Source organism: Acidovorax temperans, from assembly GCF_006716905.1.
GTDB lineage: Bacteria > Pseudomonadota > Gammaproteobacteria > Burkholderiales > Burkholderiaceae_C > Acidovorax > Acidovorax temperans.
In genome coordinates this window covers 194,687-207,889 of record NZ_VFPV01000001.1, presented here as the reverse complement: position 1 = coordinate 207,889, position 13,203 = coordinate 194,687, and the positions used below count along the sequence as shown (strand labels likewise).

General features: G+C 60.2%; 13 protein-coding genes. 6 read left to right on the top strand and 7 right to left on the bottom strand.

Features of this window, described 5'->3' with window-relative positions; genetic code table 11:
• The first annotated feature begins 153 nt into the window (after nucleotides 1-153).
• Nucleotides 154-2,298 (top strand): methyl-accepting chemotaxis protein, encoded by a 2,145-nt coding sequence (locus BDD18_RS00950; protein WP_142080868.1) that lies wholly within the window; start codon nucleotides 154-156, stop codon nucleotides 2,296-2,298.
• A 104-nt stretch (nucleotides 2,299-2,402) separates the two neighbouring features.
• Here the strand turns inward: BDD18_RS00950 and BDD18_RS00945 are convergent, their stop codons facing one another.
• Nucleotides 2,403-3,680, bottom strand: coding sequence for a GNAT family N-acetyltransferase (locus tag BDD18_RS00945; protein WP_142080866.1), 1,278 nt, complete (start codon nucleotides 3,678-3,680; stop codon nucleotides 2,403-2,405).
• A gap of 80 nt (nucleotides 3,681-3,760) precedes the next feature.
• Here BDD18_RS00945 and BDD18_RS00940 point away from each other — a divergent pair, with 80 nt between their 5' ends.
• Nucleotides 3,761-5,419, top strand: a complete 1,659-nt coding sequence (locus BDD18_RS00940) for an NAD+ synthase (protein WP_142080864.1) — start codon at nucleotides 3,761-3,763, stop codon at nucleotides 5,417-5,419.
• A gap of 72 nt (nucleotides 5,420-5,491) precedes the next feature.
• A complete protein-coding gene (locus BDD18_RS00935; protein WP_044396316.1) occupies nucleotides 5,492-5,830 on the top strand; it encodes a P-II family nitrogen regulator in 339 nt (112 codons plus the stop codon).
• A 74-nt stretch (nucleotides 5,831-5,904) separates the two neighbouring features.
• Here BDD18_RS00935 and BDD18_RS00930 read toward each other — a convergent pair whose 3' ends face one another.
• The 6 genes from BDD18_RS00930 to BDD18_RS00905 are packed head-to-tail and all read right to left on the bottom strand — an operon-like array spanning nucleotide 5,905 to nucleotide 9,422.
• Nucleotides 5,905-6,498: an LOG family protein gene (locus BDD18_RS00930; protein WP_142080862.1), complete on the bottom strand. Its 594-nt coding sequence runs from the start codon at nucleotides 6,496-6,498 to the stop codon at nucleotides 5,905-5,907.
• Nucleotides 6,491-6,895, bottom strand: a complete 405-nt coding sequence (locus BDD18_RS00925) for a diacylglycerol kinase (RefSeq protein ID WP_142080860.1) — start codon at nucleotides 6,893-6,895, stop codon at nucleotides 6,491-6,493. Before BDD18_RS00925 ends, BDD18_RS00930 begins: the two co-directional genes overlap by 8 nt.
• 45 nt (nucleotides 6,896-6,940) lie before the next feature.
• Nucleotides 6,941-7,480 (bottom strand): RDD family protein, encoded by a 540-nt coding sequence (locus BDD18_RS00920; RefSeq protein ID WP_082758808.1) that lies wholly within the window; start codon nucleotides 7,478-7,480, stop codon nucleotides 6,941-6,943.
• A 12-nt stretch (nucleotides 7,481-7,492) separates the two neighbouring features.
• Nucleotides 7,493-8,389 (bottom strand): DUF3106 domain-containing protein, encoded by an 897-nt coding sequence (locus tag BDD18_RS00915; protein ID WP_142080858.1) that lies wholly within the window; start codon nucleotides 8,387-8,389, stop codon nucleotides 7,493-7,495.
• Between the two features lie 29 nt (nucleotides 8,390-8,418).
• Nucleotides 8,419-8,856, bottom strand: coding sequence for a DUF3619 family protein (locus BDD18_RS00910; RefSeq protein ID WP_066788674.1), 438 nt, complete (start codon nucleotides 8,854-8,856; stop codon nucleotides 8,419-8,421).
• Nucleotides 8,853-9,422 (bottom strand): RNA polymerase sigma factor, encoded by a 570-nt coding sequence (locus tag BDD18_RS00905; protein ID WP_044396330.1) that lies wholly within the window; start codon nucleotides 9,420-9,422, stop codon nucleotides 8,853-8,855. Before BDD18_RS00905 ends, BDD18_RS00910 begins: the two co-directional genes overlap by 4 nt.
• A 287-nt stretch (nucleotides 9,423-9,709) precedes the next feature.
• On the opposite strand from BDD18_RS00905, the gene BDD18_RS00900 reads away from it, so the two are divergent.
• The 3 genes from BDD18_RS00900 (at nucleotide 9,710) to ilvC (ending at nucleotide 13,189) form a co-directional block, all read left to right on the top strand.
• Nucleotides 9,710-11,491: an acetolactate synthase 3 catalytic subunit gene (locus tag BDD18_RS00900; RefSeq protein WP_142080856.1), complete on the top strand. Its 1,782-nt coding sequence runs from the start codon at nucleotides 9,710-9,712 to the stop codon at nucleotides 11,489-11,491.
• Nucleotides 11,492-11,630: 139 nt separating this feature from the next.
• On the top strand, nucleotides 11,631-12,122 hold the full coding sequence (ilvN, locus tag BDD18_RS00895; protein ID WP_044396337.1) for an acetolactate synthase small subunit: 492 nt from the start codon (nucleotides 11,631-11,633) through the stop codon (nucleotides 12,120-12,122).
• 50 nt (nucleotides 12,123-12,172) lie between these two features.
• Nucleotides 12,173-13,189, top strand: coding sequence for a ketol-acid reductoisomerase (ilvC, locus tag BDD18_RS00890; RefSeq protein ID WP_142080854.1), 1,017 nt, complete (start codon nucleotides 12,173-12,175; stop codon nucleotides 13,187-13,189).
• Nucleotides 13,190-13,203: the final 14 nt, after the last annotated feature.

Here is a 13,203-nt window from a genome sequence, read left to right as displayed (position 1 = left end):
TGAGGCCCGACCGCCCAGCAGTGTTGTGGCGCAGGCCTCACGTCCATCGCCTTGGCAATCCCGAGGTGGGTGATGGGCTGTAGTGGGAGTTCGACGAGGTTGGCAGTACGCCTGTGCCTCTTTGATGCGCAGGCGCTTTTTAAGAGAAATACGATGAACCAATTCAAGATCGGTACCCGCTTAGGCATGGCCTTTGGGCTTGTTCTTTTGATCACCGCCGTGATTGCCGCAGTAGGCTTTTGGCGTCTGTCCATGCTCAAGGAAGCCATCACTCGCATCTCGACTGTGGAGATTGAGCGCAACCAGCTGGCCATGGAGTGGAAAGCCGGGATTGATTTGAACTGGGCCCGCGCCTCCGCAGCGCTCAAGGCTACTGATGCGAGCTACATCTCTGCGCTGGGGGCCGACATGTCGGCCACCACCAAAGAGGTGAGCGAGAAGCAGAAAAAACTCGAAACCTTGATTGACAGCGACAAGGGTAAAGAACTGCTGGCCAACGTAGCCACCGCCCGCAAAACCTATGTGGATGCCCGCGCCAAGTTGCTCGAGCGCAAAAAGGCCGGTGAAGATGTGTTCGCCCTGGTAGACAGCGATCTCCGCCCCATGGCCCAGAACTACATCCAGTCGCTTGAAAACGTCACCAAGTACACCTACGACGAGCTGGACACTTTTGAAAAATCGGTATTGAGCGCTGCGGAGACCAGCCAGTGGGTGCTGGCGATCGGGGCTGGTGCCTCGTTGGTATTGGGTTTGCTGTTTGCGGTGTGGGCCACGCGTTCCATCACCACCCCCGTGCAGCGTGCGGTGGAGGCTGCTGAAGAAATCAGCAAGGGCAACCTGTCTCTTCGCATTGATGCTCAGGGCAAGGACGAGGCAGCCCGCCTGTTGCGCGCACTGTCGGAGATGCAGGAAAGCCTGTCGCGCATCGTGGGCCATGTGCGTGAAGGCTCACAAAGCGTAGCGGTGGCTTCGTCTGAAATCGCTTCGGGCAACAACGACCTGAGCGCCCGGACGGAGCAACAAGCCAGCGCCCTGCAGCAAACGGCTGCGTCCATGGAGCAGCTCAATTCGACCGTGCGCCAGAACGCCGACAACGCCCGCCAGGCCAACCAGTTGGCGATGAGCGCCTCTACTGTGGCGGTGCAGGGCGGTGAGGTAGTGAGCCAGGTGGTGGAAACCATGAAGGGCATCAACGACAGCTCGCGCAAGATCTCCGACATCATTGGCGTGATCGACGGCATTGCCTTCCAGACGAACATCCTGGCACTGAACGCTGCCGTGGAAGCCGCCCGCGCGGGCGAGCAAGGCCGTGGTTTTGCCGTGGTGGCCAGCGAAGTGCGCAGCCTGGCTGGCCGCTCGGCCGAGGCCGCCAAGCAGATCAAGACCTTGATCAACGACAGCGTGGAGCGCGTAGAGCACGGTACGTCGCTGGTAGACCAAGCCGGCACCACCATGACGGAAGTGGTGGGTGCGATCAAGCGCGTGACGGACCTCATGGGTGAGATCAGCGCTGCCAGCAATGAGCAAAGCCAGGGCGTCAGCCAGGTGGGTGAAGCGGTAACCCAAATGGACCAGGTCACTCAACAAAATGCGGCCCTGGTGGAAGAAATGGCCGCGGCGGCCAGCAGCCTGAACAATCAGGCTCAGGATCTCGTCGACACCGTGGCGTTCTTCAAGCTGGCCGCAGGCGAGGAGCGCGTGGCTCGCACGCAAGCTCCGCGCATGGGCTCTGCGCCTGCAGCCACCTCGGCCCGATTGGCTGCGGCGCCCGCTGCCGCGCTGGGCCGTTCTTCCGCTGCATCGGAAGGCCCCCCTTTGGGCATTAATCTGGACAACGCCATTCAAGCGCACGCTAACTGGCGAGCCAAATTGCGTACGGCTGTTGCTCAGAAAGAAACTCTGGATGCAGACACCGTGTCGCGTGACGATTGCTGCGAGCTGGGCAAGTGGCTGCACGGCGCGGGCAGCTCGCAGTACGGCGGCAAACCGTCGTTTGTGCAGTTGCTGGAGTCGCACCGACAGTTCCACCAGGAGGCTGGCAAGGTGGCGCGCCTGATCAACCAGGGCGCTTATTCGGAAGCCGAGATGCAGTTGGAGAGCAACACCGGTTTCTCCAATGCCTCGCAAAAAGTGGGTGCTGCGGTGATCCAGCTGGCGAAGGAACTGAAGGTAAAAATGGCAGGTGCCGCCACTTCCAAGAAGGCAGCAGCTACGCCTGCGCGGCAAGTGGCCTACAGTGCTCCTGTCAAGTCCAAGGCGCCTGTGGCATCCGATGATGGAGACTGGGAGTCGTTCTAAAGCTGCACGGGCCGTTGGCTGCAGTCCGCACACGGGCGGTGCAGTGAAGCGGTCTATCCAGTGACCCGAAAGGCCGGTGCGTTGCACCGGCTTTTTTCTTGGGGTCAGGCTGGGTTTTGAGTTTTGCGAAAAGGCGTGCGTTCGTGCAGCGACTGCAGGTAGGCGTCCACCCCTTCGCCCTCGCGTTCCAAAAAGCGTTCCACCGCATCGGCAAAAGCAGGGTGCGCCAGCCAGTGGGCGCTGCTGGTCTGCACAGGCAGCAAGGCCCGCACCATTTTGTGTTCGCCTTGGGCGCCGCCTTCAAAGCGGTGCACGCCATGCTCAATGCACCATTGCAAAGGCTGGTAGTAGCAGGCCTCAAAGTGCAGGCAGTCCACGCGTTCCAGTGCCCCCCAATAGCGCCCGTAGGCGATGATCTCAGTATCTTTTTGGCATGTAGCGCTTGCAGGATAAGCGCTGATAGCTATCAAACTGCTAGCAATTGGCTGGCCGTCCCGCTCGCCAATGAACAGCACCCACGCTTCGGGCATGGTGCGCGCCATGTCTGCAAAAAAGGCGCGGCTCAGGTAGGGCGGGTTGCCGTGTTCGAGGTAGGTGCGTTCGTAGCAGCGGTAGAAGAAATCCCAGTCGCTTGTGCTGATGTCCTTGCCCTGCAGGCAGCGAAAAGTCACGCCTGCATCGGTCACACGGCGTCGCTCTTGTTTGATCTTCTTGCGCTTTTCCTGCGCCAGGCTGGCTAGAAAGTCGTCAAAGCTGGTGAAGCGATTTGGCATCGCCAGCCATTCCGAGGGTGCTTCGCTAGACACAGCAGGTGCTACAGGCGCCGTGTTTTGCCAGTGGAACTGCACGGTGTGGCGCAACATCAGGCCCTGGTCGGCGCAGGTGGCAATGTCTTCTTCTGCCGCAAACAGCAGGTGCAATGACGAGATATCTTCTTCAATGCACCATTGGCGTGCAGCCTGCACCAGCTGTGCCCGCGCAGTGGCATCACGGGCCAGCAAGCGGGAGCCCGGCACAGGGGTGAAGGGGACGGCCACCAGCGCCTTGGGGTAATACGGCACGCCGTGCTGCTCGTAGGCGCTGGCCCAGGCCCAGTCGAATACGTATTCGCCGTACGAATGGGTTTTCAGGTACAGCGGGCAGGCGGCCACCAGCGCCCCCGCGTCCCACAGGGTGAGGAAGCGCGGCGTCCAGCCCGTGCGCGGCGTAGCGCTGCCGCTGGTCTCCAGTGCAGCCAGGTATTCATGCCGCATGAAGGGCGTGGCGTGGGCTTGATGCGCCAGCAATGCGTTCCAGGCTTGTGGGTCCACATCGAGCACGCTCGCGTGTACGCGCGCGATAATGTGCGACTCAGCCACGGCGTGTTCTGGGGGGGCAGGCATCCATCAGGATTTTCTGCGTCAACCCCGCGGGGGCGGTGTGGGCGTTGTTCCACCAGGCCTGCAAGGCCCTTATCAAATCCATGACGCTCTCCATTTGCACAGCTCAGCTCAATTTCGTGGTGGGCGATATGCCCGGCAATGCGCAAAAGATCATTGCCGCTGCCCGCGAAGCCCATGCCTTGGGCGCGCAGCTGTTGCTGACGCCCGAGCTTGCAGTGTGTGGCTATGCGGCGGAAGACCTGTTTTTGCGCCCCGCATTTCTTGCGGCTTGCGATGATGCCGTGAAAGCCGTGGCCCGCGAAACTGCAGGGTTACAAGGGCTGGCGATCGTGCTGGGCCACCCTCAGGCTCTGTCTGCCGATGCGGCGGCTTTCAGCGTCTGCCGCAATGCCGCCAGCGTGGTGCGCAATGGGCAGATCGAGCAGACCTATTTCAAACGCGAGTTGCCCAACTACCAAGTGTTTGACGAGCGCCGCTACTTCGTGGCGGGGCAGGAACCGTGCGTGTTTGAAGTGGCTGGAGTGCGGGTGGGTGTGCTGATTTGCGAGGATGCCTGGTACCCGGCAGCCGCACGTGATGCAGCGGCTGCGGGCGCAGAGGTGCTGGCGGTCATCAATGCGTCGCCGTTTCACCTGGGCAAGAGTGCCGAGCGCGAGCAAACCATGCGGGAGCGCGTGGCGGAGACGGGTTTGCCCCTGCTGTACGCGCATCTGGTGGGTGGGCAGGACGAAGTGGTTTTTGAAGGTCGCTCGTTTGCTTTGGGGGCCGATGGGCGTGTGGCCGGGCGCGCGCCTGGTTTTAAAGAAAATCTGTTCACAGTGCGCTTGCAGCAAGCGCAAGGTGCTATTGAATTGATAGCTGATGTGGCCCCCGTTCCCAGCGCTGATGCAGACCTGTGGGGCGCGCTGGTGCTGGGCGTGCGCGACTATGTCACCAAGAATGGCTTCCCTGGCGTGCTGCTGGGGTTGTCCGGCGGCATTGATTCGGCCCTGGTGCTGGCGATTGCGGTAGACGCTCTGGGGGCCGACAAGGTGCGGACGGTCATGATGCCGTCACCCTACACTGCAGACATCAGCTGGATCGACGCCCGCGACATGGCTGCACGCCTGGGCGTTCGTTACGACGAAATCTCCATTCGCCCTCAGTTCGAGGCTTTCAAGTCGGCCCTGGCGCAAGAGTTTGCAGGCCTGCCCGAGGACACGACGGAAGAGAACCTGCAAGCCCGCATTCGCGGCACCTTGCTGATGGCCTTGTCCAATAAATTTGGCCAGGTGGTGCTCACCACGGGCAACAAGAGCGAGATGGCCACGGGCTATTGCACGCTGTATGGCGACATGGCGGGTGGCTTTGCCGTCATCAAGGACGTGGCCAAGACCCGCGTGTTTGAGCTGGCACGCTGGCGCAACGCCAATGACCCGTATGGCACGGGCAGCAACCCCATCCCGGAGCGCATCATTACCCGCCCGCCCAGCGCCGAGTTGCGGCCTGACCAGAAAGACCAGGACAGCCTGCCGCCTTACGAGGTGCTGGACGCCATCGTGCAGCGGTACATGGAAAATGACGAGCCCATCGAGTCCATCATCGCTGCCGGGTTTGCGCGGGCGGATGTGGAGCGCGTGACGCGGCTCATCAAAATCAACGAATACAAACGCCGCCAGGCGCCCGTGGGCATTCGCGTCACAAAGCGCAGTTTTGGTAAAGACTGGCGTTACCCTATTACCAACAAGTTCCGCGCCTGAAGGCAGGTTTGCCACCTGTCACTAGCCCTTCAGCGTGCCCGCCAATTTTTTATATCGCCCCAGGAGACCCCTATGAAAATGATCACCGCTGTCATCAAGCCCTTCAAACTGGAAGAGGTGCGTGAAGCGCTTGCCGAATGCGGCGTGACTGGCTTGACGGTGACCGAGGTCAAAGGTTTTGGGCGCCAAAAAGGCCACACCGAGCTGTACCGAGGCGCGGAATACGTGGTGGACTTTCTGCCCAAGGTGAAGGTGGAGGTGGTGGTGAAAACAGAGGACGTGGACCGCTGCGTCGATGCCATCGTGAACGTGGCCCGCACCGGCAAGATCGGTGACGGCAAGATTTTTGTGACTCCCGTGGAGCGCGTGGTGCGCATCCGAACCGGAGACCTGGACGATGCGGCCATCTGACGATGCCGCGGTTGGTGGGGCACGGTAGCCCCACTGACTATCTCACGCGCAAGGTGCGCCCTTCGAATAGCTTTTTAGATCACTGCACGCAGTGGGGTGCCCTGTTGGTCCGGGCCGGTTGCCAGCACCAGGTTGCGCAGCAACGCTGCCGGAGTCGTCTCCGTTTGCAGCAGCTCCATCTGCCAGTTGCCCATGAAGCCGCTCTTCACGCTGGTTTGCAGAAAACCTAACAGGCCATCGTAATAACCCGCCACGTTCAGCAGGCCCAAGGGCTTGCCGTGGTAGCCAAGCTGGCGCCAGGTCCACACTTCAAACAGTTCTTCAAACGTGCCGATGCCGCCCGGCAGGGCCACAAAGGCATCGCTACGCTCGGCCATCATCGCCTTGCGCTCGTGCATGTTCTGCACGATGTGCAATTCATCGCAGGCACGGTTGGCCAATTCCTTGTCTACCAGCGCCTGCGGAATCACGCCCACTACGCGACCGCCCGCAAGGCGCGTGGCCTCTGCCACGGTGCCCATCAGTCCGCTGCGTCCGCCGCCGTACACCAGCTGACCCGAGTGTTCCCCGATCCAGCGGCCCACCTCTTGTGCGGCCTGGGCAAATGCGGGGTTCTCTCCAGGGCGTGAACCGCAGTAGACACAGATCGAAAACGTGGGTTCAGCCATGAAAAATCCTTTGAGCGATAGCGGCTACCCAGATCCCGCCGCACAGCAGCAACGCCAGCAGCACGGCGGCGCTGCCCATGTCCTTGGCGCGTTTGGAAAGGTCGTGCCACTCCGGGCCAATGCGATCAATGGCCGTTTCGATCCCTGTGTTGAGCAGTTCGACGATCATCACAATCACCACAGAACCGGCCAGCAAAGCGACCTCTACCCAGCTCTTGCCCAGCCAGAAGGCCAGGGGAACCAGTACCAACGCTGCCAGAGCTTCCTGGCGGAAGGCGGTTTCGTGCCAGCCGGCCTTCAAACCTTCAATGGAATAGCCAGCGGCATGCCAGACGCGGTTAAGCCCTTTGCGGTTTTTTTGTGCGTTGGCTGGTGATGTGGGGGGTGGGATGGACATGTGAGGTCGTCGTGGAGAGGGCTGGGCGACCAAGCCGCCCCGGTATTATTTTTTGCCCGGATCAAAATGCACCAGACGGGTGCCCGCCCATGCGTCATGCCAGAACTGCTGCGCAGGGTGGAAACGGCTCAAAATAGCCCACATCGCCACCCAACCGCCCAGCAGGACCAGCACTTCAAGGGCTGGTACACCAAAGGAATAGGCTGCCAGGGGTGGAAGGAACCATACCCAGCACAGCACGTAGCGCAACGCAGCGCGCGCTTGCGTGACAGGCGCGCCAGTGGGGCTGACTACGCGGATGTGCCAGGTTTTTTGTGCAAGCGTCTGGCCGCGCGACCAGAACCACCCGAAATAAATACCAAAGACCACAAACAGGAACCCCATGCGGAGGCCGCGGTTGGCCAATGCGTGGCGAGACTGGCTCAGCGTATCAAACAGGTACGACGCGATGAAGACCACGCCAAACATCAGAATGCCCTCGTACAGCCAGCATGCCATCCGCCGCGTGATACTGGGTGTTTGAAGCTTGCTGGACTGAGGGGCGGGCGATGGGATGGAGGAGCCGGATTCGGGAAGAGCAGACATGCCTGAAGGGTATCACTGCGGCTGGTAGCCAATATCTTCCGGCCGGGGTTGCAGTGCAGGGGCTGGTGCGGGCTCCGATGCAGCCGGACCGCTCGGCAGCGGAGGCAGCGAGGAGGGGGTGGCCGAAGGCGTGGAAACCGGGGTCGTCTCCACCACAATGGGTGCCGCTGGTGCTCGGGCAGGCTCCGCTGGTGGGGTGGTTGCTGGCACGGGGACGACCACCAAGGTACGCGGCAGGTGCGGGTCCGTCGGTGTGATCTTTGGTGGGTTGGCCCGGGCCGGCCCTGCTTGCGCGGCTGCGGGAACCTGCACCAGTTTCTTGGGAGACTCGGGGCGCAAAGCAGGCGCCGCTCCCGCAGGCTTGGTGGGAGCATCAGCAGCCAGTGAGCGCTTTTCTTCATCGCTCAGTGCCTGATAAGCCTCCCAGTGGGCCCGCTTGTCATTGGGCGCCAGCCGCTGCGCGTCTGCATAGTTCAGGCGTGCCTGGCTGCGTTGCCGAGCGCTCAAGCTTGACCACTCGGTCATGCGGTTGTGCAGTTTCTCCTGCTCTTCAGGCGGCAACGTTTCAAAGGTCTGTGCCAGCGCGAGCCAGCGGCGCTTTTGACTTTCGCTCAAAACAGCCCATCGCTCTGCCAGCGGATAGAGCGCCAGTTTTTGGGGTGTTGAGAGGGTTTCCCAACCAGGGCCCGAGGCCATTTCGGTGAATGCCTCTGAAGGCTGAAGCCCCGTAGCCGCAGCAGGCCGCAGCTTGGTCACGGGCTTGGAAGGCGCTGCAGGCAGCAGCGTGCCTGGCGCAAGAAGAACGTACTGCGCTACTTGTACGCTCGCAACCGCCATGGCGCCCAAAAGCACCAAAGCCAGCACGATGGCTGGCGTGTTGGTGAGCGCGGCGGTTTGTTCTGTTTGCATGCAGGCGGTGGGCGGAGTGTGAAAGCGCGTCAGTTGCGCGCGGCAGCAGTTTTCAAAAATTGCATGAATCCTGGATCGGCATATGCCTCAGGGGGCAGGTCATCGGTGAGCAAGGCTGCATCCACTTCTGCCACTTCATTGAGCCCATTTTCGTCTTGGGCCGCATTTATAGCGAATAGTCCAATCACCAACGCCATGAGGGGGATGGCTGACACCAGTGCGTTCCACCAGCCGCCGTCGCTTCCGCGTCCCAAAATAGCTGTGGAGCCGGAGTGCAGCACCACGGGAGCTGCTTTGCGCACCGGTGCTACCACTTTGCGCTTGGCCAGTGCCTGCATGCGAGCGGCCCGCAGGCGTTCGCTGATGTCGTAGGGCAGGTCTTCAGTGCCTTGCGTCATTCGTGCCGCAACCCGGCGAGCAAACAGGTCTGCGGCTGCGTCGTTAGAGGGGTGGGGTGCGGTGTTCATAACTCGATTCCTTTGGCCTTGAGTGCCTTGCTCAGTGTCTGGATGGCTCTGAAACAATGTGTTTTTACGCTTCCCTCGGAACAGCCCATAGCGGCGGCTGTTTCTGCAACATCCATTTCTTCCCAGTAACGCATGAGGAACGCTTCCCGTTGACGTGCGGGGAGCTCCTGAATCTCTGTTTCTATCTCGCGAAACGTCTGGGCTCGTGTGGTTTCGTCTTCGGCGCTTTCTGCGCGCTCTCCGTTGTCTGGGCCAGAGTATGCCTCTAGCAAATCAAAATCCATGCCATCTTCGCCTGGGCCTTCGAAGTCGCTCATGTTCGAAAACAGTGCGTTGCGGGTCTTTTGCCTGCGAAACCAGTCCAGGGTGCAGTTGGAAAGAATGCGCTGGAACAGCATGGGTAGCTCGGCGACCGGCTTGTCCCCGTAGTGCTCCGACAGCTTGAGCATGCTGTCTTGCACGATGTCCAGGGCCGCCTCCTCGTTACGCACGTGGTAAAGCGAGCGCTTGAATGCGCGCTTTTCTACGCTTTTGAGGAAATCGGAGAGTTCTTGTTCAGTTGCCAAGACAAATGGGCCCGCAATGGTGCAGCGCCATGGTTGGTGGTGCTAACAACACCCACAGGCTGGTAAGCCCTCGATTATCTCATTTTTGATGTTTTTTTTGAAAGGCAGCGTGTGAGCTTGTGTTGCAGTGCGATAATCTGCGAGCAATTCAAAAGGCAAACGGGTCACGGTCCGGCGCGGCAATCATCCCGCCTATGTCCTTGGCCTCAAGTTCCAAGCTGGCTTCACAAGAGCGCGTGCGAGGAGCACCCAAGGTTTTTCGTTAGAGAAATTCACAAAGGTTGATCATGGAAATTTCCAAAGCAGAACTCGCAGTGGCAGCCGCTGCACAGGCATCCGCGAACACTTCGCAGGATCTGATGGGTTCCGAGATTCTCGTCAAGTCGCTTCAAGCAGAGAATGTTCAGTTCATCTGGGGTTACCCAGGCGGAGCTGTTCTCTATATTTACGACGCTCTCTACAAGCAAGACACCATTCAGCATGTGCTGGTGCGCCACGAACAGGCCGCAGTGCACGCTGCAGACGGGTATGCCCGCGCCACCGGTGAAGTGGGTGTGGCATTGGTGACATCCGGCCCGGGCCTCACGAATGCCGTGACCGGCATCGCTACCGCCTACATGGACAGCATCCCGATGGTGATCATCTCTGGTCAGGTGCCCACGGCAGCCATCGGTCTGGACGCTTTCCAGGAATGCGATACGGTCGGCATCACGCGCCCCATCGTTAAACACAATTTCCTGGTCAAAGATCCACGCGATCTGGCCATGACGCTCAAGAAGGCATTCCACATTGCCCGCTCCGGTCGGCCAGGGCCTGTGGTGGTGGACATCCCCAAGGACGTCTCCTTCAAGAAAGTGCCTTACACGGGATATCCACAAAGCGTAGAAATGCGCTCGTACAACCCCGTGCGCAAGGGCCACAGCGGCCAGATTCGCAAGGCGCTCCAGCTGCTGCTGGCCGCCAAGCGTCCCTACATCTACACCGGTGGCGGCGTGTTGCTGGGCAACGCGACGAACGAGTTGCGCACGCTGGTGGACATGCTGGGTTACCCCGTCACCAACACGCTGATGGGCCTGGGGGCTTACCCGGCTTCTGACCGCAAGTTCCTCGGTATGCTGGGCATGCACGGCACTATTGAAGCCAACAACGCCATGCAGAACTGCGACGTGCTGCTGGCGGTGGGGGCGCGCTTTGATGACCGCGTGATCGGGAATCCCAAGCACTTTGCGCAAAACGATCGCAAGATCATCCACATCGATATCGATCCTTCCAGCATCTCCAAACGCGTCAAGGTGGACGTGCCGATCGTGGGCGATGTCAAAGATGTGTTGACCGAGCTGATCTCCATGATCCGCGAGAGCAGCACGCGCCCCGATGCGGGTGCGCTGTCGGCTTGGTGGGACACGATTGAAGCCTGGCGCAGTCGCCAGTGCCTCAAGTACGACATGGGCTCGCCTGATGTCATCAAGCCCCAGTACGTGGTTGAAACGCTCTGGAACATGACCAAAGACGCAGATGCCTACATCACGTCGGACGTGGGTCAGCACCAGATGTGGGCTGCCCAGTATTACCGCTTTGATGAGCCGCGCCGCTGGATCAACTCGGGTGGTCTTGGCACGATGGGCGTGGGTATTCCTTACGCCATGGGTATCAAGTTGGCCAAGCCCGATGCTGAAGTGTTCTGCGTCACCGGCGAAGGCTCGGTGCAGATGAACATCCAGGAACTGTCCACCTGCCTGCAGTACAACACACCGATCAAGATTTGTGCGTTGAACAACCGTTACCTGGGCATGGTGCGCCAGTGGCAAGAGATTGAATACTCGGGCCGCTACAGCCACAGCTACATGGACGCGTTGCCCAACTTCGTGAAACTGGCAGAAGCGTACGGCCATGTGGGCTTGCTCATTGAGCGCCCTCAGGACGTGGAGCCCGCGCTGCGCGAAGCCCGCAAGCTCAAGGACCGCACCGTGTTCCTGGACTTCCGTACCGATCCCACCGAGAACGTGTTCCCGATGGTGCAGGCCGGCAAGGGCATTACCGAAATGCTGCTGGGTTCGGAAGACCTTTAAGCAAAATCGGCCTCCAGCGCTTTTCTGTAAAGCGCTAGCAGCTATCTAATTGATAGCATTTTTTGACGAATCTATTGTCTGTCAAGCCTGCGCATTACCGTGCGCAGGGGAGGGCAGCGAAAAGAGGAATCTCATCATCATGAAACACATCATTGCCGTTTTGCTCGAAAACGAAGCGGGCGCCTTGTCCCGCGTTGTGGGCTTGTTCTCTGCCCGTGGCTACAACATCGAGTCCCTGACCGTGGCCCCCACGGAAGACCCCTCGCTGTCGCGCATGACCATCCAGACCACGGGTTCTGACGACGTGATCGAGCAGATCACCAAGCACCTGAACCGCCTGATCGAAGTGGTGAAGGTGGTGGACCTGACCGAAGGCGCCTACACCGAGCGCGAGCTCATGATGGTGAAGGTGCGTGCCGTGGGCAAGGAGCGCGAAGAGATGAAGCGCATGGCCGACATCTTCCGCGGCCGCATCATCGACGTGACCGAGAAGAGCTACACCATCGAGCTCACTGGCGATCAGTCCAAGAACGACGCCTTTTTGCAAGCCATTGACCGTGCTGCCATTCTGGAAACCGTGCGCACGGGCGCCAGCGGCATTGGCCGCGGCGAGCGCATCTTGCGCGTGTAAGACAATCCCGAACTTTTATCCTTTACAACGTATTTCAACCGGAGCTACCCATGAAAGTTTTCTACGACAAAGACTGTGATCTGAGCCTGATCAAGGGCAAGACTGTTGCCATCATCGGCTACGGCTCGCAGGGCCACGCCCACGCGCAAAACCTGAACGATAGCGGCGTGAAGGTCGTGGTGGGTCTGCGCAAAGGCGGCGCTTCCTGGGACAAGGTTGGCAAGGCTGGCCTGACCGTGATGGAAGTCAACGATGCAGTCAAGGCTGCTGACGTGGTCATGATCTTGCTGCCTGACGAGCAAATCGCCGAGGTCTACAACAACAACGTGGCCCCCAACATCAAGCAAGGTGCCTCGCTGGCCTTCGCCCACGGTTTCAACGTTCACTACAACCAGGTCGTGCCCCGCGCTGACCTGGACGTGTGGATGGTCGCCCCCAAGGCTCCCGGCCACACTGTGCGCAACACGTACACCCAAGGTGGCGGCGTGCCCCACCTGGTGGCTGTGCACCAAGACAAGTCCGGCAAGGCCCGTGACCTGGCTCTCAGCTACGCCATGGCCAACGGTGGCGGCAAGGCCGGCATCATCGAGACCAACTTCAAGGAAGAAACCGAGACCGATCTGTTCGGTGAGCAAGCCGTGCTGTGCGGCGGTGCTGTTGAGCTGATCAAGATGGGTTACGAAACCCTGGTTGAAGCTGGCTACGCTCCTGAAATGGCCTACTTCGAATGCCTGCACGAGCTCAAGCTCATCGTGGACCTGATCTACGAAGGCGGCATTGCCAACATGAACTACTCGATTTCGAACAACGCCGAGTTCGGCGAGTACGTGACCGGCCCTGAAGTGATCAATGAGCAATCGCGCGCCGCCATGCGCAATGCGCTCAAGCGTATCCAGAACGGTGACTACGCCAAGATGTTCATCCAGGAAGGCCGCTTGAACTATCCAAGCATGACCGCCCGCCGCCGCAACACCGCCGACCACAGCATCGAATTGGTGGGCGCTCAGCTGCGCGCCATGATGCCTTGGATCGCCAAGAACAAGCTGGTGGACCAGACCCGCAACTGATCTTGCCTTGCAGA